Here is a 19,417-nt window from a genome sequence, read left to right as displayed (position 1 = left end):
GGATTGCCTTTAGAGGACGCCATCACACGAAGGGTCGAGAACAGGGGGACCACCGTGTCGGACGAGACGTCCAACCTCGAATTCCAGCCGCGCGCCCAGGGCAGCGTGATGGGCTTTCCCGCGCATGAGGGACGGCCCGGCGCGATCGGCGAGGTCCATGCCCGGCCGCATCCGCTGATCGAGAAGCCGCGCGTGCTTGTGCAACTCGCCTTCATGACCGAGGGCGGCTCCAGCGTCGACATGGCCGTGCTCTCCGAACTGTCGCGGCGCCTCGGCATCGCGGCGCCCGACCGTCATGCCCGCCACCACGCCATGAAGTGGGGCAAGGGTACGCTGCGCTGGGAGCGGCATACGGAATTCTCGACCTATCTTTGGGAAGGGCCGCTTGCCGAAAGCGGCAGGGCGCAGGAGGATTCTCCTTTCGGCAACGGGTTCTCGCCGCCGGGAACGGTGATCTCAGGCATAAGGCTGGAGATCCGCAAATGGACGCCGGCAAGCGAGAAGCTGATTGCGGCCTTCGACCCGACGAGCCTCTGCTATTCGCTGGTCGAGCGCGGCAATGCGGCCATCGTCACCGATTTCCGCCAGGACGGCGACGGCCTGACCCGCATCCTGGTGCTTGATCGCGGCCTGACGCCGGCGCGGACCGGCGCGCTGTCGCAGCGGCTGATCGACGTCGAGACGTATCGCACGCTTGCCATGCTCGGCCTGCCGCTGGCGCTGACGCTGTCGGGCCGCGCCCGCCGCATTGAGGACCGGCTGGCGCAGACCACGCTGGAAATGAAGGTCGCTGAAACCCGCGACAGCCAGACGCTGCTCGCCGACCTGACCGAGCTTGCCGCTGAACTCGAGGCTGATGCCGCCTCCAGCCTCTATCGCTTCGGCGCCAGCCGCGCCTATGACGGCATCGTTGTCGAGCGGCTGGAAGCGCTGGACGAAGAAGCCGTGCCCGGCTACGACACTTGGGGCGGCTTCCTGCAGCGGCGGGTGGCACCCGCCATGCGCACCTGCCGTTCGGTCGAGGAGCGCCAGGCCAACCTGTCGCGCAAACTAACCCGCGCCACCACGCTGCTGCGCACCTGGGTCGATGTCGAGGTCGAGAAGCAGAACCGCGATCTGCTGGCGTCGATGAACAACCGTGCCCGGCTGCAACTGCGGCTGCAGCAGACGGTGGAAGGCCTGTCGGTGGCGGCAGTGTCCTACTATGTCGTCGGCCTGATCTCCTATCTCGCCAAGGGCGCCTCGATCTTCGGCCATGCCTTTGCACCGGAAGTCGTCACGGCCGTCGCGGTGCCGGTCGCCATCCTGCTGGTCTGGTGGGGCGTGCGGCGAGTCAGGCGGATGCACTCCGAGCCGGCGAAACATCCGGGGGAGTAGGAGCGCACTTTACCATCCCCCTTGTGGGGAGGGTCGATCCGCATAGCGGATCGGGGTGAGGGTGCTCGTAAAGAGCTTTCGTCGCGCGGACCCCCACCCCGCTCACTGCGTTCGCGACCCTCCCCACAAGGGGGAGGGTTAAGATCCATAGCGGCAGATTGCCGCTGCGGAAGGCTGGCAGTACGCTCTTTGCCCGACGCGGTGTTTGCAACATCCGGATGTAACTGGTAAAAGATTTTTACCAGCCAAGCGGAGGACGCCGCGAATGTCCGGCCTTGTCATGCCCAAGCCAGACGACGCCACGATGCGAAGGCGCGCAGAGATCGTCGCCGATATGCGCATCATCGTGCCGGGCGAGGGCGTCGTCGACGCCACCAACGAAATGCGCGCCTTCGAAAGCGACGGTCTCACCGCCTACCGGCAATTGCCGCTGGTCGTGGTGCTGCCGGAAACGGTGGCGCAGGTGTCGCGGGTGCTGAAATACTGCAACGACCGCAACATCCGTGTCGTGCCGCGCGGCTCCGGCACCTCGCTCTCCGGCGGCGCGTTGCCGCTCGAGGATGCCGTGCTGCTGGTCATGAGCCGCTTCAACCGCATCCTTGCCATCGACTATCCCGATCGCGTCGTCGTCGCTCAGCCCGGCGTCACCAATCTCGGCATCACCACCGCCGTCGAGCAGGAGGGCTTCTACTATGCGCCCGATCCATCCTCCCAGATCGCCTGCTCGATCGGCGGCAATGTCGCTGAAAATTCCGGCGGCGTGCACTGCCTGAAATACGGCCTGACCGCCAACAATGTGCTGGGCATTGAGATGGTGCTGATGAACGGCGAGGTGGTGCGGCTTGGCGGCAATCATCTGGACTCGGAAGGCTATGATCTCCTCGGCGTCATGACGGGGTCCGAAGGCCTGCTCGGCGTCGTCACCGAGGTCACCGTGCGCATCCTGAAAAAGCCAGAGACGGCCCGTGCTCTGCTGATCGGCTTTCCGACCAGCGAGCAGGGCGGCCAATGCGTCGCCGACATCATCGGCGCCGGCATTATCCCTGGCGGCATGGAGATGATGGACCGGCCGGCGATCCATGCCGCGGAAGATTTCGTCCACGCCGGCTATCCCCTTGATGTCGAGGCGCTGCTGATCGTCGAACTCGACGGGCCGGGCGTCGAGGTCGATCACCTGATCGGTCTCGTCGAAGCGATCGCCTACAGGAACGGCTCCACCACATGCCGCGTCTCGCAATCCGAACAGGAGCGGCTGAGCTTCTGGGCCGGTCGCAAGGCGGCCTTCCCGGCGGTCGGCCGCATCTCGCCCGACTATTACTGCATGGATGGCACCATCCCGCGCAAGGAATTGCCGGGTGTGCTCGCCGGCATGCGCGAACTGTCGGAGAAATACGGCCTCGGCGTCGCCAATGTCTTCCACGCCGGCGACGGCAATCTGCATCCGCTGATCCTCTATGACGCCAACGTGCCGGGCGAACTCGACAAGGCGGAAAGTTTTGGCGCCGACATCTTGCGGCTCTGCGTCAAGGTCGGCGGCGTCTTGACCGGCGAGCACGGCGTCGGCGTCGAGAAGCGCGATTTGATGCCGGAGATGTTCAACCAGATCGACCTCGACCAACAAATGCGCGTCAAATGCGCCTTCGATCCCAACCATCTGCTCAACCCGGGAAAAGTGTTCCCGCAACTGCGCCGCTGCGCGGAGCTTGGACGCACGCATGTGCATCGCGGGCAGGTCGCGTTTCCGGATATTCCGAGGTTTTGAGTGGCTAAGTTGGCGCGTGAACACCCCCCTCTGTCCTGCCGGACATCTCCCCCTCAAGGGGAGAGATTGGCAGCTTGCGCGCCTTACCCCTCCTTCAAGGTCGGAGATTGGCGAAATCGGACGCGACTTCCGATCTCCCCCCTTGAGGGGGAGATGTCCGGCAGGACAGAGGGGGGCGCGAAGGAACTCGACCCATCTTCGCCATGACGACCTTCACTCCCACCACATCGGCCGAGACCCTCTCCATCGTCCAATGGGCGGCCGCGGAAGAGTCACCTTTGGAAATCATCGGCCACGGCTCCAAGCGCCGCATCGGCCGGCCACAGCAGAGCGAACACACGCTCGATCTCTCAAAACTCACCGGCGTCACGCTCTACGAGCCGGCCGAGTTGGTGCTGTCGGCCAAGGCCGGCACGCCGCTTTCCGAGATCGAAAACCTGCTCGCCGAAAACGGCCAGCAGCTCGCCTTCGAACCGATGGATTACGGTCCTTTACTCGGCGGCGAGCCCGGCAAGGGCACCATCGGCGGCGTGCTCGCGGCGAACCTGTCCGGTCCGCGCCGGCTGAAGGCGGGGGCTGCGCGAGACCATATTCTGGGCATCAATGCGGTTGCCGGACGCGGCGAGGCTTTCAAGTCCGGCGGCCGCGTCGTCAAGAATGTCACCGGCTACGATCTGTCGAAGCTGATGGCCAACAGCTGGGGCACGCTGGCCGTGTTCACCGATGTCACCTTCAAGGTGCTGCCGGCGGCCGAGACCGAGGTGACGCTTGCCATGCGCGGCCTACTCGACGATGCCGCCTCTGCCGCCATGGCGCTGGCGCTCGGCTCCAGCGCCGAAGTGTCGAGCGCCGCCCATCTGCCCGAGCGCACCGCCGCGCGCGTTGCCGGCGGCAGTCTCGGGGCCGACGCCGCAACGCTGCTGCGCGTCGAAGGCTTCGGCCCTTCGGTCGCCTACCGCATCGAGGCACTGAAAACCCTGCTCAAAAATGCGGGCCCGCTGCAGGAGATTGCAGGCGAGGCCTCGCATACCCTCTGGCGTGACATAAGGGACTGCACGCCATTCGCCGACCGTAGCGAAAAGCCGGTCTGGCGCGTCTCCATGGCGCCGTCTCAGGCCCATCAGATGGTGCTGACGCTGCGCATGCAGATCGGTGTCAGCGCCTTCTACGACTGGCAGGGCGGGCTGGTCTGGCTGCGCATGGAGGAGGGCGATCCCGAGGCCGCCCTGCTGCGCGGGCTGATCAAAAAGCACGGCGGCGGCCACGCGACGCTGGTGCGCGCCACCCCTTCGCATCGCACCGCCGTTCCGGTGTTCGAGCCGCAGGCACCGCATAAGGCCGCATTGTCGGCGCGGCTCAAGGCCGAGTTCGATCCCAAGTCCATCCTCAATCCCGGCCGCATGGCCCAAGGCTAAGATAATGCAAACTAACTTCTCCCTTGCCCAGCTTGCTGATCCGCATGTCGCGGAATCGGAGAAGATCCTGCGCAAATGCGTGCATTGCGGCTTCTGCACCGCCACCTGCCCGACCTATGTGACGCTTGGCAACGAACTGGATTCGCCGCGCGGCCGCATCTATCTCATCAAGGACATGCTGGAGAATGGCCGCCCGGCCGACAAGGAGATCGTCACCCATATCGACCGCTGCCTGTCCTGCCTCGCCTGCATGACGACCTGCCCGTCGGGCGTCAATTACATGCACTTGGTCGACCATGCCCGCGCCCATATCGAGGAAACTTACAAGCGGCCGCTGCTCGACCGGCTCATCCGCGCCATGCTGGCCCTAGTGCTGCCTTACCCCGCGCGCTTTCGCGCCGCGCTGAAGCTGGCGAGATTGGGCAAGCCGTTCATCGGCCTGTTCGAAAAGGTCCCAGCCTTGAAGCCGCTCGGTGCTATGCTGAAGTTGGCGCCGGCCTCGATCCCGACGGCCTCGCCAATGGCCTCTTCCGGCGTCCATGCCGGGCAGGGGACGAAGAGAGGCCGCGTCGCCATCCTCACCGGCTGCGCCCAATCGGTACTCGACCCCGCCATCAACGAGACGACGATTGCATTGCTGACCAGGCTTGGCGTCGAGGTCGTGGTGCCGCAGGGCGAAGCCTGCTGTGGCGCGCTGGTCCATCATATGGGCCGCGAGGCAGCAGCCCTTGCCTCGGCCCGGCAGAATGTCGATGCGTGGACGCGTGCCATCGACCAGGGCGGGCTCGATGCCATCGTCATCACCGCGTCCGGCTGCGGCACAACGATCAAAGACTACGGCTTCATGCTGCGCCTCGATCCGGCCTATGCCGACAAGGCCGCGCGGGTCTCGGCGCTGGCCAGGGACATTACCGAATATCTCGCAAGCCTCGACCTGCCCGAGCCGGTGCGCAAACCCGGCACCGTCGTCGCCTATCACTCCGCCTGTTCGATGCAGCACGGCCAGAAGATCATCCGCCAGCCGAAGGAATTGCTGTCCAAGGCAGGCTTCGTCGTGCGCGAACCGCGCGAGGGGCATCTGTGCTGCGGCTCCGCCGGCACCTACAACATCCTGCAGCCGGAGATTTCGGAGAAGCTGCGCGACCGAAAGGTGAAAAACATCGAGGCCACCGGCGCGGAGATCGTTGCCACCGGCAATATCGGCTGCATCACCCAGATCGCTTCGGCTGCAAAGCTGCCGGTGGTGCACACGATCAAGCTGCTCGACTGGGCCTATGGTGGTCCGAAGCCGGAGGGCGTCTCCGAAGGAAACCTGGTCGCCGCCGAGTAAGCAGCTATTCCGCTGCCAGCCGGTCCACCACGCCATATGTCGCCTGGTAGCGCGCGCGCTGGCGGCTGAGCGCAACCATTGTGTTGCGCAGCAGGATCGCCACGGTGATCGGACCGACGCCGCCGGGCACCGGCGTGATCCAGGACGCGACTTCCTTCACGCTCTCGGTGTCGACGTCGCCGACGATGCGGCTCGTGCCGTCCGGGCCGATCTCGGAATTGATGCCGATGTCGATGACGGCCGCACGGGGCTTCACCATGTCGGCCTTGATCAGCCTGGGCTTGCCGACGGCGACGAACAGTGCGTCGGCGCGGCGCGCATGGGCGGCCACCGAGCGCGTCATGTGATGGCACACCGTCACCGTTGCGCCTTCGCTCATCAGCAGGAAGGCAATCGGCTTGCCGACGATCTCGGAATGGCCGACGACGACGACCTCCAGCCCCTTGAGATCGAGGCCGGTTTCCTTCAGCAGCTCGACCGAGGCAGCAGCCGTGCAAGGTGCGAGGTCGAGCTGATTGTAGACGATGTTGCCGATCGAGGCCGGGTGCATGCCTTCGACATCCTTCAGCGGATGCACCGCGGCCTGCAGCGTCTTGATCGGGATATGCGCCGGCACCGGCCGCTGGATGATGATGCCGGTGACGCGCGGGTCGGCGTTCAGGCCATGGATCGCCGCCTCGAGTTCGCCTGCGCTGATGTCGGCGGGGAACCGCCGCTCCTCGAAACCGATGCCGGCAAGGGCGGCCTTGGCGCGCTGGTTGCGCACATAGACATCGACGGCAGCGGTATCGCCGACGGTGATCGACACCAGCTTGGGCGGAAAACCTTCGGCGGTGGCGATGGCGGCATCCTCGCGCACGGATGCCATGATGCGCTGGGCGACCGGGCCGCCCCGGAGATAGCGGCTATCGTCTGGCGGAGACATGGCTGGACCTTTGCAGCGGAGTTTGGCGCAGGGGAGTTTGGCCGTCCCTATAGCAGGGGAAATGCGGCAAGGCAGCGTGAAAGCGAACCGTCATCCCCCTGGCGCGACGTTCTGGCGCAGCCTGGCTCAGCTATAGCCGCAAAGAGAAAGGGCAGCGCGGTTTCCCGGGCTGCCCTTTCCTGACTGGCCGCATCCCCACACGCCCCGTCCCCCGTAAACTCTGCCCGATCCTGAAGGTCTAACCTTCTGGACCAGATGATTCGGTAGCCGACTATATCACGACCACGGTCGTTCCAACATTGACCCTCTCGTAAAGGTCAACCACGTCCTCGTTGCGCATGCGGATGCAGCCGGAAGACACCGAGCCGCCGATGGTCCATGGCTGGTTGGTGCCGTGGATGCGGTATTCCGTCGTGCCGAGATAGAGCGCGCGGGCGCCGAGCGGGTTCTCTTCGCCACCGGCCAGATAGGTCGGGAGGTAGCGGCCCTTGGCGGCCTCGCGCTTGATCATCTCCGCCGGCGGGCGCCAGTCCGGCCAGACGCGCTTGTTGGTGATCTTGTGCGTGCCAGACCATTCGAAGCCAGGCTTGCCGGTGCCGACGCCATAGCGCCGCGCCTTGCCGTTCTTCTCGACCAGGAACAGGAAGTTCTGCGTCGTATCGATGACGATCGTGCCCGGCCTCTGCGGGCCGTCATAGGCGACTTCCTGCGGCAGATAGAGCGGATTGATCTGCGGCCGCATCACCACGCGCTTGGCCGGCGCCTGCAGGGAAGCGGTGCGCACCCGGTCAGGCCGCGCCGGCTGCGCATAGCGAATGCGCGGCTGCTGGATCACCTGGCGGCTGCTCTGCCGCACAATGCCGGGCGCGCGGCCGAGCTGCAGCACCCAGGGTGCGGAAAGGTCGGGACTCACCATCACCGGCGGCCTGTCGGCATAGCGGTCGCCGGCGGCGGAGGAAGTGACGCCGGCGGCCAGAATGGCCGCGGCGCCGAGCACGGAACGCAAAAACATCTTCATCGGAACGCACCTTGATCGTCGAACGGGCGGAGGCGGGAACTTGCCTCCGGTTGCGCGATCCTTGGCGCGAAGCGGCAACCGAAACATGAATCGGAATGCGTAAAATGCCGCTTTGTCAGTAAACCTTTTGGTGTGGTTACCGCCGGGTTCAGGAATCTGGTAAAGCCGCGGTAAATGCAGCGCGCAGGCGCGTCAACGAATGGATTGGCCATGGCACAAGACAACACCGGCCTTTTGACCGGCTCCGACGGGATCACGCGCTGCTTCTGGCACGGCAATCTGCCGGACTATCTGCACTACCACGACCATGAATGGGGCCGGCCGGTCGCCGACGACCGCAGGCTGTTCGAAAAAATCTGCCTCGAAGGCTTTCAGTCCGGCCTGTCCTGGCTGACCATTCTGCGCAAGCGCGAGAATTTCCGCGAGGCCTTCGCCGGTTTCGACTTCGACAAGGTCGCCGCCTTCACCGACGAGGATGTCGAGCGCTTGGTCGCCAATGCCGGCATCATCCGTCACCGCGGCAAGATCGTCTCGACCATCAACAATGCCAAACGCGCGCGCGAAATGGTGGATGAATTCGGCTCGCTGGCCGCCTGGTTCTGGAAGTTCGAACCGGGGCCGGACGAGCGGCCGGAGATCGTCGACCTCGCCCACCTGCGCGCCAACCCAACGACAGCGGTTTCGATCAGGATTTCGAAGGAGTTGAAAAAGCGCGGCTGGAGCTTTGTCGGACCGACGACGGTCTATGCCTTCATGCAAGCGATGGGCCTGGTCAACGACCATCTCGAAGGGTGCGTGTGCCGGGAGCAGGTGGAGAAGGAACGCAAGGCCTTTAAGAGGCCGAAGTAGGGCGCTGTCCCCCTACCTCCCCCTTGTGGGGAGGTCGCGCCGAAGGCGCGGGTGGGGGTATCTTGGCGCTGCACCCCCACCCCGACGCTACGCGTCGACCCTCCCCACAAGGGGGAGGGTAAGGAACTCACGTCCCGCTGGCGCCCGTCAGAAAAAGCCCGGCGACAATCGCCGCCAGTGCCGCAAAGGTCGGATAAATCACCAGCAATCCAGTCATCAGCGCCTCGCGCATGGTAGAACGCTTGCGCTCGTCGGCGGTGACCTCGAACGGACCGAGGCTCGCCGTCACCGGCGCACGGTTCTCGGCCGGCCGCAGTCGAACTTCATGCAGGCCGTCGTCTCTGATGTCGAACTTGTGTGCCGCAGTCATGGCCCAACCCTTTGTTTCGGCGCGCTTATCGGCTCTGATTGTGTCGGCACGATGCCGCGCCGATGGCGGAATTGTTTCCTTTTGGTGCGTTTTGTTTCGGAGGAGAAGGAAAAAGCGCAAACCCTTGCCGCACAAAGCCGCTTCGGTTAGGACACGCCCACTCCAAACAAGTCATCGATTACTAAGCGAAAAGACCCATCCCATGGCCGACAAATCGGAAAAGACGAAAGCGCGGCTGCCGCGCGGCTTTGCCGACCGCAGCGCGGAAGACATCCGCGCCGTCGAGAAGATGATGGCGACGATCCGTTCGGTCTATGAGCTCTACGGTTTCGAGCCGGCCGAGCAGCCGCTGATCGAATACACCGATGCGCTCGGCAAGTTCCTGCCCGACCAGGACCGGCCTAATGAGGGCGTATTTTCTTTCCAGGACGATGACGAGCAGTGGCTGTCGCTGCGCTACGATTTGACTGCGCCGACAGCGCGCTACGTCGCCGAGAATTTTGAGAAGCTGCCGAAACCCTATCGCAGCTACCGCTCCGGCTGGGTGTTCCGCAACGAAAAGCCCGGCCCGGGCCGCTTCCGCCAGTTCATGCAGTTCGACGCCGATACGATCGGTACGCCGGGCGTCGCAGCCGACGCCGAGATGGCCATGATGATGGCCGACGTGATGGAAGCGCTTGGCATCAGGCGCGGCGACTACGTCATCCGCGTCAACAACCGCAAGGTGCTCGACGGCGTGTTGGAGGCGATCGGCCTTGGCGGTGACAACAATGCCGGCCGCCGGCTGACCGTGCTGCGCGCCATCGACAAGCTGGACAAGCTCGGGCCGGAAGGCGTGAAGCTTCTGCTTGGGCCGGGCCGATGGGATGGCGGCAAGGAAGGCGAGGGCGACTTCGCCAAGGGCGCTGGTTTGGACGACGGGCAAGCTGAAGCAGTTCTCCTCGCCACGGCAAGGAACGCACAGGTCGACCAGGTTTCCATAGTGAGCTCGAACCCGACTTACCAAGAAGGCGTCAGCGAGCTCGCGACGATTGAAGCCCTGGTCAGGGCGGCCGGATATGGCGAAGATCGCATCGCCATGGACCGCTCCGTCGTTCGTGGCCTCGAATACTACACCGGCCCGGTTTTCGAGGCCGAGCTTCTGGCCGAAATCCCCAACGAAGACGGCCAGATCGTGCGCTTCGGTTCGGTCGGTGGTGGCGGCCGCTATGACGGGCTGGTCTCGCGCTTCCGTGGCGAGCCGGTGCCGGCGACCGGCTTTTCGATCGGCGTCTCCCGCCTGATGACGGCGCTGAAGAACCTCGGCAAGCTGGACACCACCGATGTCATCGCGCCGGTCGTCGTGCTGGTGATGGACAAGGATACGGAAAGCCTCGGTCGCTACCAGAAGATGGTGGCCGATCTGCGCGCGGCCGGCATCCGCTCCGAAATGTATGTCGGCGGCGCCGGCATGAAGGCGCAGCTGAAATATGCCGACCGCCGCGGCAGCCCGGTCGCCGTTATCCAGGGCGGCGACGAGCGCGCCAAGGGCGAGTTGCAGATCAAGGATCTGATCGAGGGCGCGCGCATGTCGGCAGAGATCACCGACAACGCCGAATGGCGCGCCGCAAGGCCGGCACAGGTCACGGTGGCGGAGGCTGAGCTGGTCGCCGAGGTGAAGAAGATTTTGGCTGCGCAGGCCGCTGACCGTTCGAAGGGTGGCGCTTGAACGCCCCCCTCTGGCCTGCCGGCCATCTCCCCCTCAAGGGGGGAGATTGGATGTCATCGGCGCTTTCGCAAATCTTCATCGCTGCAGGAAACAATCCGACGCTAAAGCTGCCAATCTCCCCCCTTGAGGGGGAGATGGCCGGCAGGCCAGAGGGGGGTGCCTCGCGCCGCCCATGACCTCCCGCCCCGCAATCGCCACGGAAATCACCAAGCTCTTCGCCACCCGCAACACCCATGCGGTCGAGGTCGCGGTGCTGCAGCCGGCCGACCCATTCCTCGACATGGCCGGCGAGGATCTGCGCCGCCGCATCTTTCTGACCGAAAGCGAGACCGGCAAGACGCTGTGTCTGCGGCCCGAATTCACCATCCCCGTCTGCCTCGACCACATCGCCTCGCAGGCCGGCACGCCGCGCCGCTATTCCTATCTCGGCGAAGTGTTCCGCCAGCGCCGCGAGGGCGGCAACGAGTTCTTTCAGGCCGGCATCGAGGATCTCGGCGACCGCGATACGGCCAAGGCCGATGCGCGTTCGCTGGCCGATGCGCACGCGCTGCTGCAGCTGGTGCTGCCGGCGCAACCTCTTGCGATCACGCTCGGCGACCAGACCATCTTCGAGGCGGTGCTGGCGGCCCTCGGCCTGCCGCGCGGCTGGCGCATGCGACTTGCGCGCGCCTTCGGTTCGGCGCCGATGCTGCAGGCAGCGTTGTCCGATCTCGCCAACCCGCCGCGCAACGGTCAGCTTGACGGCGAAGTCGCGGCCCGTGTCCTCGATGGCGATCTCGAAGCGCTTTCCGCCCACATTGCCGGCGGCATGGAAGAGGCCGGCCTGCTGGCATCCGGCGGACGCGCGCCCGCCGACATTGCCCGGCGGCTGATCGAAAAGGCCGAACTGCGCAGCGTGCGGCTGTCGAACGAAGCGTTTGCGGCGCTCAGGGATTTTCTCGCCATCGACGTGCCACTAGATGGCGCCAGCGCTGCGCTCGAAAGCTTCGCCGCTGGTGCCGGGCTTTCGCTGGGCGCGGCGCTGGAAAAATTCGCCGCCCGCGCCAAAGCCATCGAGGCACATGGCCTGCCTGCAAAGACGATCCGCTACGACGCTGCCTTCGGCCGTCCGCTGGATTACTACACCGGCATCGTCTTCGAGATCGCAGCACTTGGTGGCGAGCGGCCGCTGGCCGGCGGCGGTCGCTACGACCGGCTGCTGACCCTGCTCGGCGCCAAGACGCCGATCCCCGGCGTCGGCTTCTCCGTCTGGCTCGACCGCATCGAAGCGCTGCGGGGAGAGCCGCAATGATCACGCTGGCGATCCCATCGAAAGGCCGGCTCAAGGAGCAGGCCTTGGAGGTACTGGCCAGGGCCGGGCTTGCCGTCAGCCTGCCCGGCGATGAGCGCCAGTACCGCGCCCGCATCGACGGCACCGAGGGCATCGAGGTGGCGTTCCTGTCGGCGTCCGAAATCGCCGGCGAGATTGGGCACGGTTCGGTCGACCTCGGCATTACCGGCGAGGATCTGCTGCGCGAAAACCTCGCCGACTGGGAGGCGCGCGCCGAATTCGTCGCTCGCCTCGGCTTCGGCCATGCCGATGTCGTGGTCGCGGTGCCCGGCATCTGGCTCGACGTCGATACTATGGCCGATCTCGACGATGTCGCCGCCGATTTCCGCCAGCGCCACGGCAGGCGGCTGAGGATCGCAACCAAATACTGGCGGCTCACGCAGCAGTTCTTCTCGCAAAAGCACGGCATCCAGGTCTACCGCATCGTCGAAAGCCTCGGCGCCACCGAAGGCGCGCCGGCGGCAGGCCTTGCCGATGTCATCGTCGACATCACCACCACCGGCTCGACCCTGCGCGCCAACCATCTCAAGGTGCTGGCCGATGGGGTTGTGCTGAAGTCGCAGGCCTGCCTCGTGGCTGCCAGGAAAGATCGTGCTGCTGCGGATGAGGCGCTAGTGCGGGAAATAGCCGCGAAGATGAGCGCGCTCCCTCCCCCTTGAGGGGAGGGTGGACAGCCGCCAAAGGCGGATGGACGGGTGGGGTCGCTCCGGCAGTGCTCGACGCGAGACGACCCAAGCCGGGTCGACCGTGAGCAAGGAAGTCGAGCACTTCGCCGAGGGTCCCACCCGCCTCGCTTCGCGAGGCACCCTCCCCGCGAGGGGGAGGGGAACCGCCTCTACTTTCCACCATCCCATCAGGCTGATAGGCTCGCCATATCCCGGGAGGAAACGGCGATGGCGATCAATCTCGACGAGCTCAAGAACGCCACCAATCTGCGCGGGCGCGGCAGGGCTTTCATCGCTCCGCTCGACGGCCGGGCACATGTGTCGGGCGACCGTTCGGTGCCGCTGCTCGACAAGACGATCCCTCAGCTTTTCTCCGACACGGTCGGCAGATACGCCACGCAGGATGCTGCCGTCTTCGTCGGACAGGACAAGCGCTTCACCTGGAGCGAATTGTCGGACACGGTCGATACGCTCGCCGCCGGCTTCCTGGCGCTTGGCCTCGACAAAGGAGACCGTGTCGGCATCTGGTCGCCCAACCGCTGGGAATGGCTGGTCACCCAGTTCGCCACCGCTCGGATCGGCCTGATCCTGGTCAACATCAACCCGGCCTACCGGCTGACGGAGCTGGAATATGCCCTCAACAAGGTCGGCTGCAAGGCGCTGGTCACCGCCGCCAGTTTCAAGACCTCCGACTATCTCGGCATGATCGAGACGCTGGCGCCTGAGCTCGCCAAGGCCACCCCCGGCAAGCTCAAGGCGCAGAAATTGCCGACGCTGAAGATCGTCATTCGCATGGGCGACGACAACTCGCCCGGCATGTTCAATTTCGCCGACGTGCTGTCGATGGCCGGCCGCGACGAGCATGACAGCCTCGACCGCATCTCCGAAGGGCTGAAGCCGGGCGAGGCCATCAACATCCAGTTCACATCAGGCACGACGGGCGCGCCCAAGGGCGCGACGCTGACCCACACCAACATCGTCAACAATGGCAATTTCGTCACCGCTGCGATCAAGCTCACCGTCGACGACCGGCTCTGCATCCCGGTGCCGCTCTACCACTGCTTCGGCATGTCGATGGGCACGATGGGCTGCGTCACCAAGGGCGCGACCATGGTGTTTCCTGGCGAGGGTTTTGACGCCGGCGCGACGCTGAAGGCGGTGGCGCAGGAACGCTGCACCGGCCTCTACGGCGTGCCGACCATGTTCGTCGCCATGCTCGACCATGCGGACTTCGCCAGCTTCGATCTCTCCAGCCTGCGCACCGGCATCATGGCGGGCTCACCATGCCCGATCGAGGTGATGAAGAAGGTGGTGACGCTGATGCATATGGAAGAGGTGACCATCGCCTACGGCATGACCGAGACCAGCCCGGTCTCGTTCCAGAGCAGCGTCGACGATCCGCTGGAAAAACGCGTCTCCACTGTCGGCCGCATCCATCCGCATGTCGAGGTCAAGGCCATCGACGCCGAGGGCGCCACCGTCGCCGTCGGCGCGCCGGGCGAGCTGTGCACCCGCGGCTATTCCGTCATGAAAGGCTACTGGGACGACGCGGAAAAAACCCGCGAGGCGATCGACGCCGACGGCTGGATGCACACCGGTGATCTCGCCACCATCGACTCCGAGGGCTATTGCAACATTGTCGGCCGGGTCAAGGACATGGTCATCCGCGGCGGCGAAAACGTCTATCCCAGAGAGGTCGAGGAATTTCTCTATCGCCATCCCAAGGTCAAGGAGGTGCAGGTGTTCGGCATTCCCGACGCCAAATATGGCGAGGAGCTGTGCGCCTGGATCGTGCTGAAGCCCAACCAGATCGCCACCGAGCAGGAGATCAAGAATTTCTGCGCCGGCCAGATCGCCCACTACAAAATCCCCCGCTACATCCGCTTCCGCACCGAACTGCCCATGACGGTGACGGGAAAACCGCAGAAGTTTCTGATGCGCGAGGCGATGGTGGAGGAACTGGGGCTGGTGGTGCAGAAGACGGCTTGAGGGTTGAACGCCGGGGACAGGACTGCCGGCTTCGAAACGACATTGGGGTGCTCGACAGGCTTCCGCAAGGTTCGCCGAACGCATTGGGGCTTGAATGACTGGTTTCGCACGATCAGCGACTTCCTATGCGATGCCTTTGGCCGCGCTGGCACTGGCCGTTGCGGTCAGAGTCAGCGGGCTATCGGTGGACGAAGGTTCGCCGAGCGTCAGGATTCTCGTCGGAGCGCTCTCGAGTGCGATCATGTTCATCACTATTTTCGTGGTGCTCGATCACGCCGAGGCGGTGGCCCACCGTGTGGGGGAGCCTTACGGCACATTGGTGCTGACTTTTGCCGTGACGGCAATCGAAGTGTCGATCATCGTTTCCATGATGCTGCATGGAGAGAACAACCCCACGCTTGCACGTGAATCGGTCTTCTCGACAGTGATGATTGCCTCCACCGGCGTTGTCGGAATGTGTCTCACGTTTGGCGGCTGGCGGCATCGCAAGCAGGCAATTGTCCGGCAAGGGACCAGCGCATATCTGGCGGTTCTGGCCGCACTGACCGTCATGACGCTTATCCTGCCGACCTACACGCGGACCACCGATCCCGGCACATTTTCGGCAGCTCAGCTTGGCCTGGTAAGCGTTCTTTCCGTGCTGCTCTATGCAAGCTTTGTGTTCGCGCAGACAGTCCGGCACCGGGACGATTTCATCGAAGGACCGGCACACGACCTTTCGGCGCGAACCGCCCCTCCCAAAAGCATCTCTTCCAGCGCTCTGCTCCTGGTAATCGGACTGATCGGAATTGTCATGCTCGCCGAGCAGGTCGCCGCAAGTGTTGAAAATGCGCTCGTTGCTTACCAGGTGACCCAGGCTGACAGCATTGTGGGGGCAATGATCGCGGGTCTGGTTTTGATGCCGGAAGCCATTTCGGCGGTTCGCGCTTCACTCAACAATGAGCTGCAGCGCGGCCTGAATGTCGCAATGGGTTCGGCTTGCGCCACGATTGGTTTGACGATACCTGCGGTCGCAGCAGCCAGCCTGCTTACGGGACGAGGGTTGACCCTGGGGCTCCCGGAAGCTGACGCCGTACTTTTGGTTTTAGCGCTTTTCATATGCAGCGTAAGCTTTAGCAACGAAAGGACGACCTTCCTGACCGGAATCGTCCATGCCGTTGTGTTTTTTACGTATGTATTTCTGGTATTTGTCCCTTGAGGCTTTGGTTAGATCTGGCGACCAACCATCAAGGCGGGTATTCTCGAACGCGCCTGATTTGAGCTTTTCGGGGGTTCCCAAGGCGACATCCAAGACCCAAACGACTCACACCCCCATCACCACCCCATCCAGTCCGCGAATGATCTTCGCCAACTCGACGCACTCATCATGCCGCACCTTGTTGCGGCGCCAGGCGAGGCAGATCGTGCGTTGCGGCATTGGCTCCTGGAACGGCACGATCTTGAGGTCCGGCATGGCGCTGGCCGGCTTCGCCGCCATTTCCGGGATGAGCGTGACGCCGAGACCATGCGCCACCATCTGCAGCAGCGTCGTCAGGCTGGTGGCGCCGTAGCTTGCCATCGCTACGGGACGCACGCTGCCGCACAGGGCCAGCGCCTGTTCGCGCAGGCAGTGGCCTTCCTCCAAAAGCATCAACCGCTCCAGCGCCAGGCTTTCCGGCGGCACCGGTGGCGAGGCGAAGGCTGGATCTCCGGCTGGCACGGCGAGGAAGAAGCGGTCGGCGAACAGTTCCTCGGTGACCAGGCCCGGCTGGTCGAGCGGCAGCGCGGCAATGAAGGCGTCGAGCCGTCCGCTTGCCGTGTCCTCGACCAGTGATGCGGTGACTGCTTCGCGCAGTTCGAGCTGCAGGGACGGAAAATGCCGTTTCAGTTCCGGGAGCACATGCGGCAAAAGATACGGCGCCACGGTCGGGATGATGCCTAGCCGGAAGCGGCCTTCCATGGCCGGGCGGCCGCGCCGGGCCGTCGTCTCGACGTCGCTGATATCGCGCACGATGCGCTCGATGCGTGGCAGCAGCGCTTGCGCCTCTTCCGTCATCCGCACCGTCTTGCCGCCGCGCTCGAACAGCCGGCAGTTCAGCCTTTGCTCCATCTCGGCGATCTGCGCGGACAGCGCCGGCTGGCTGACGCCGGCGAGTTTTGCGGCGCGGCCGAAATGCAGCGTTTGCGCCAAAGCCTCGAAATATTGCATCTGCCGCACGGTCAAGCCAATCATAAGGAAAACCTATCGCAACAAACAGGAAAGGCAATTTGTTTTTATCGAAGAGACGGCTTAGTCTGGAACCATTCCAGAGTGGCGCGGCTCCCGGCCGGCCCGGAAAAAACAACACATAAATCAGCAATTCGGAGGCCAAGATGGACGCGATGACCGACGACAACAGCGCCGGCAAATGCCCGGTCGCGCATGGAACCTCCGCCAGGACCAACCGCGACTGGTGGCCGAACCAGCTCGACATCGGCGTTCTCCACCAGCAGTCGAGCCTTTCGGACCCGATGGGCGAAGCTTTCGACTACGCTGCGGAGTTCAAGACGCTCGACCTCGACGCGGTGATCGAGGATTTGCACAAGGTGATGACGGATTCGCAGGATTGGTGGCCGGCCGATTTCGGCCATTACGGGCCGCTGTTCATCCGCATGGCCTGGCACAGCGCCGGCACCTATCGCATCGGCGACGGCCGGGGTGGCGCCGGTGCGGGCCAGCAGCGTTTCGCGCCGCTGAACAGCTGGCCGGACAACGCCAATCTCGACAAGGCGCGCCGGCTGCTGTGGCCGGTCAAGCAGAAATACGGCCGCAAGATCTCCTGGGCCGACCTGTTGATTCTCACCGGCAACGTCGCGCTGGAATCGATGGGCTTCAAGACCTTTGGCTTTGCCGGTGGCCGCGCCGATGTCTGGGAGCCCGAGCAGGATGTCGACTGGGGTTCGGAAACCAAGTGGCTCGACGACAAGCGCTATTCCGGCGACCGTGAGTTGCACGGCCATCTCGGCGCGGTGCAGATGGGCCTGATCTACGTCAACCCGGAAGGGCCGAACGGCAAGCCGGATCCGCTGGCCTCGGCCCGCGACATCCGCGAGACCTTCGGACGCATGGCAATGAACGATGAGGAAACCGTGGCGCTGATCGCCGGCGGCCACACCTTCGGCAAGACCCATGGCGCCGGTGATGCAACACTGGTCGGCGCCGAGCCGGAAGGCGCGGGCATCGAGGCGCAGGGCCTCGGCTGGTCGAGCAAGCATGCCACCGGCATTGCCGGCGATGCGATCACGTCCGGCCTCGAAGTTACCTGGACGACGACGCCGACCAAGTGGAGCAACAACTTCTTCGACAATCTCTTCAACTTCGAATGGGAGCTGACCAAGAGCCCGGCCGGGGCCCATCAGTGGACGCCGAAGGGCGGCTCTGGCGCGGTTACGGTGCCGGACGCGCACAATCCCTCGAAGCGTCATGCGCCGGCAATGCTGACCACCGACCTCGCGCTGCGGGCCGACCCGGCCTATGAGAAGATCTCGCGCCGCTTCCATGAGCATCCGGAGCAGTTCGCCGATGCCTTCGCCCGTGCCTGGTACAAGCTCACCCATCGCGACATGGGGCCGGTCGTGCGGTATCTCGGCCCGTTGGTGCCGAAGGAAGAGCTGATCTGGCAGGATCCGGTTCCGGCCGTCGACCATGAGCTGGTCAGCGACCAGGACATCGCATTGCTGAAGGCCAAGATCCTGGCTTCGGGCCTCAGCGTTTCGCAATTGGTCTCGACCGCCTGGGCCTCGGCCTCGACCTTCCGCAACTCCGACAAGCGCGGCGGCGCCAATGGCGCGCGCATTCGCCTGGCGCCGCAGAAGGACTGGGAGGTCAACCAGCCTGTCGAACTGGCTACCGTGCTGGCGAAGCTCGAAGCCATCCAGAACGAGTTCAACGCAGGCGGCAAGAAGGTCTCGCTGGCCGACCTCATCGTGCTCGGCGGCGTCGCCGCGGTCGAGAAAGCCGCAACGGATGGCGGGAATGCGGTGAAGGTTCCCTTCACGCCCGGCCGCACCGACGCCTCGCAGGCGCAGACAGACGTCCATTCCTTTGCGGCGCTCGAGCCGAAAATTGACGGCTTCCGCAACTATGTCAGGGGCAAACCGCCGATGTCGGTCGAAGCCATGCTGGTCGACCGGGCGCAACTGCTCAACCTGACGGCGCCGGAGATGACGGTGCTGGTTGGTGGCCTGCGCGTGCTCGGCGCCAACACCGGCGGCTCGAAGCATGGTGTGTTGACCGACAGGCCGGGCACGCTGACGAACGACTTCTTCGTCAACCTGCTCTCGATGAGCACCATCTGGGATCCGGCCTCCGAGCCGGGCTCGCATGAGGTCTATGAAGCACGCGACCGCAAGACCAGCGCAGTCAGGTGGACCGCCACACGCGCCGACCTGATCTTCGGCTCGCATGCGCAGCTGCGCGCGCTGGCCGAGGTCTACGGGTCGGCGGATGCCGGGCAGAAATTCGTTGGCGATTTCGTCAAGGCGTGGACCAAGGTGATGAACGCCGACCGTTTCGACATCGCTGCCTGATACAACCTCCCAAACGAAGGGGGGGGGGGCGCCGCCCCCCCCCGCGGGTTTGGCGGGGTGGGGAGAAGTGGATTTTGGTGAATGGTGGGGGGGGGGCCGCCCCCCCCCCTTCGCCCCCCCCCCGCCCCGCC

15 protein-coding genes are annotated in these 19,417 nt (G+C 64.6%); 11 read left to right on the top strand and 4 right to left on the bottom strand.

Annotation, left to right across the window (positions count from 1 at the left end):
* Positions 1 to 54: 54 nt before the first annotated feature.
* The 4 genes from NKI31_RS23705 (at position 55) to glcF (ending at position 5,884) form a co-directional block, all read left to right on the top strand.
* The gene (locus tag NKI31_RS23705; RefSeq protein WP_023727715.1) at positions 55 to 1,377 is read left to right on the top strand and encodes a DUF3422 family protein; all 1,323 of its coding nucleotides are present in this window, start codon (positions 55 to 57) and stop codon (positions 1,375 to 1,377) included.
* 265 nt (positions 1,378 to 1,642) lie between these two features.
* Positions 1,643 to 3,139 (top strand): FAD-linked oxidase C-terminal domain-containing protein, encoded by a 1,497-nt coding sequence (locus NKI31_RS23700; RefSeq protein ID WP_352652674.1) that lies wholly within the window; start codon positions 1,643 to 1,645, stop codon positions 3,137 to 3,139.
* Between the two features lie 203 nt (positions 3,140 to 3,342).
* Positions 3,343 to 4,554 carry an FAD-binding protein gene (locus NKI31_RS23695; protein ID WP_352652673.1) on the top strand — a complete coding sequence of 404 codons (1,212 nt, stop codon included), beginning with the start codon at positions 3,343 to 3,345 and terminating at the stop codon, positions 4,552 to 4,554.
* A gap of 4 nt (positions 4,555 to 4,558) precedes the next feature.
* Positions 4,559 to 5,884, top strand: a complete 1,326-nt coding sequence (gene glcF / locus NKI31_RS23690; protein WP_352652672.1) for a glycolate oxidase subunit GlcF — start codon at positions 4,559 to 4,561, stop codon at positions 5,882 to 5,884.
* A gap of 4 nt (positions 5,885 to 5,888) precedes the next feature.
* Here glcF and NKI31_RS23685 read toward each other — a convergent pair whose 3' ends face one another.
* Positions 5,889 to 6,809, bottom strand: a complete 921-nt coding sequence (locus NKI31_RS23685; protein WP_352652671.1) for a bifunctional 5,10-methylenetetrahydrofolate dehydrogenase/5,10-methenyltetrahydrofolate cyclohydrolase — start codon at positions 6,807 to 6,809, stop codon at positions 5,889 to 5,891.
* Positions 6,810 to 7,080: 271 nt separating this feature from the next.
* A complete protein-coding gene (locus NKI31_RS23680; protein WP_352514656.1) occupies positions 7,081 to 7,827 on the bottom strand; it encodes a L,D-transpeptidase in 747 nt (248 codons plus the stop codon).
* Between the two features lie 210 nt (positions 7,828 to 8,037).
* Between NKI31_RS23680 and NKI31_RS23675 the strand changes: the two genes are divergently transcribed.
* Positions 8,038 to 8,676: a DNA-3-methyladenine glycosylase I gene (locus tag NKI31_RS23675; RefSeq protein ID WP_352652670.1), complete on the top strand. Its 639-nt coding sequence runs from the start codon at positions 8,038 to 8,040 to the stop codon at positions 8,674 to 8,676.
* A 127-nt stretch (positions 8,677 to 8,803) separates the two neighbouring features.
* Here NKI31_RS23675 and NKI31_RS23670 read toward each other — a convergent pair whose 3' ends face one another.
* Entirely contained in the window at positions 8,804 to 9,046 is a 243-nt protein-coding gene (locus tag NKI31_RS23670) for a hypothetical protein (RefSeq protein WP_023732340.1), read from the bottom strand.
* Positions 9,047 to 9,248: 202 nt separating this feature from the next.
* Between NKI31_RS23670 and hisS the strand changes: the two genes are divergently transcribed.
* The 5 genes from hisS (at position 9,249) to NKI31_RS23645 (ending at position 15,936) form a co-directional block, all read left to right on the top strand.
* Positions 9,249 to 10,754 (top strand): histidine--tRNA ligase, encoded by a 1,506-nt coding sequence (hisS, locus tag NKI31_RS23665; protein ID WP_352652669.1) that lies wholly within the window; start codon positions 9,249 to 9,251, stop codon positions 10,752 to 10,754.
* A gap of 172 nt (positions 10,755 to 10,926) precedes the next feature.
* On the top strand, positions 10,927 to 12,045 hold the full coding sequence (locus NKI31_RS23660) for an ATP phosphoribosyltransferase regulatory subunit (RefSeq protein WP_352652668.1): 1,119 nt from the start codon (positions 10,927 to 10,929) through the stop codon (positions 12,043 to 12,045).
* Entirely contained in the window at positions 12,042 to 12,743 is a 702-nt protein-coding gene (gene hisG, locus NKI31_RS23655; RefSeq protein ID WP_352652667.1) for an ATP phosphoribosyltransferase, read from the top strand. The genes NKI31_RS23660 and hisG overlap by 4 nt, the downstream gene beginning before the upstream one ends.
* A 234-nt stretch (positions 12,744 to 12,977) precedes the next feature.
* Entirely contained in the window at positions 12,978 to 14,738 is a 1,761-nt protein-coding gene (locus NKI31_RS23650; RefSeq protein ID WP_352652666.1) for an AMP-binding protein, read from the top strand.
* Positions 14,739 to 14,832: 94 nt separating this feature from the next.
* Positions 14,833 to 15,936 carry a calcium:cation antiporter gene (locus NKI31_RS23645; RefSeq protein ID WP_352652664.1) on the top strand — a complete coding sequence of 368 codons (1,104 nt, stop codon included), beginning with the start codon at positions 14,833 to 14,835 and terminating at the stop codon, positions 15,934 to 15,936.
* A 105-nt stretch (positions 15,937 to 16,041) separates the two neighbouring features.
* Here the strand turns inward: NKI31_RS23645 and NKI31_RS23640 are convergent, their stop codons facing one another.
* Positions 16,042 to 16,950, bottom strand: a complete 909-nt coding sequence (locus NKI31_RS23640; RefSeq protein ID WP_352652663.1) for a hydrogen peroxide-inducible genes activator — start codon at positions 16,948 to 16,950, stop codon at positions 16,042 to 16,044.
* Positions 16,951 to 17,090: 140 nt separating this feature from the next.
* Between NKI31_RS23640 and katG the strand changes: the two genes are divergently transcribed.
* Positions 17,091 to 19,286, top strand: coding sequence for a catalase/peroxidase HPI (gene katG / locus NKI31_RS23635; RefSeq protein ID WP_352652662.1), 2,196 nt, complete (start codon positions 17,091 to 17,093; stop codon positions 19,284 to 19,286).
* Positions 19,287 to 19,417 lie beyond the last annotated feature (131 nt).

The sequence above is a fragment of the Mesorhizobium sp. M0659 genome (assembly GCF_040320605.1).
GTDB lineage: Bacteria > Pseudomonadota > Alphaproteobacteria > Rhizobiales > Rhizobiaceae > Mesorhizobium.
This window is presented reverse-complemented; position numbering and strand designations above follow the sequence as displayed.

What these genes read in the sequence shown, in the direction of transcription:
- NKI31_RS23700 (WP_352652674.1), top strand. Translation starts at nt 1,643, where the DNA reads ATGTCCGGCCTTGTCATGCCCAAGCCAGACGACGCCACGATGCGAAGG.
- NKI31_RS23695 (WP_352652673.1), top strand. Translation starts at nt 3,343, where the DNA reads ATGACGACCTTCACTCCCACCACATCGGCCGAGACCCTCTCCATCGTC.
- glcF (WP_352652672.1), top strand. Translation starts at nt 4,559, where the DNA reads ATGCAAACTAACTTCTCCCTTGCCCAGCTTGCTGATCCGCATGTCGCG.
- NKI31_RS23685 (WP_352652671.1), bottom strand. Translation starts at nt 6,809, where the DNA reads ATGTCTCCGCCAGACGATAGCCGCTATCTCCGGGGCGGCCCGGTCGCC.
- NKI31_RS23680 (WP_352514656.1), bottom strand. Translation starts at nt 7,827, where the DNA reads ATGAAGATGTTTTTGCGTTCCGTGCTCGGCGCCGCGGCCATTCTGGCC.
- NKI31_RS23675 (WP_352652670.1), top strand. Translation starts at nt 8,038, where the DNA reads ATGGCACAAGACAACACCGGCCTTTTGACCGGCTCCGACGGGATCACG.
- NKI31_RS23670 (WP_023732340.1), bottom strand. Translation starts at nt 9,046, where the DNA reads ATGACTGCGGCACACAAGTTCGACATCAGAGACGACGGCCTGCATGAA.
- hisS (WP_352652669.1), top strand. Translation starts at nt 9,249, where the DNA reads ATGGCCGACAAATCGGAAAAGACGAAAGCGCGGCTGCCGCGCGGCTTT.
- NKI31_RS23660 (WP_352652668.1), top strand. Translation starts at nt 10,927, where the DNA reads ATGACCTCCCGCCCCGCAATCGCCACGGAAATCACCAAGCTCTTCGCC.
- hisG (WP_352652667.1), top strand. Translation starts at nt 12,042, where the DNA reads ATGATCACGCTGGCGATCCCATCGAAAGGCCGGCTCAAGGAGCAGGCC.
- NKI31_RS23650 (WP_352652666.1), top strand. Translation starts at nt 12,978, where the DNA reads ATGGCGATCAATCTCGACGAGCTCAAGAACGCCACCAATCTGCGCGGG.
- NKI31_RS23645 (WP_352652664.1), top strand. Translation starts at nt 14,833, where the DNA reads ATGACTGGTTTCGCACGATCAGCGACTTCCTATGCGATGCCTTTGGCC.
- NKI31_RS23640 (WP_352652663.1), bottom strand. Translation starts at nt 16,950, where the DNA reads ATGATTGGCTTGACCGTGCGGCAGATGCAATATTTCGAGGCTTTGGCG.
- katG (WP_352652662.1), top strand. Translation starts at nt 17,091, where the DNA reads ATGGACGCGATGACCGACGACAACAGCGCCGGCAAATGCCCGGTCGCG.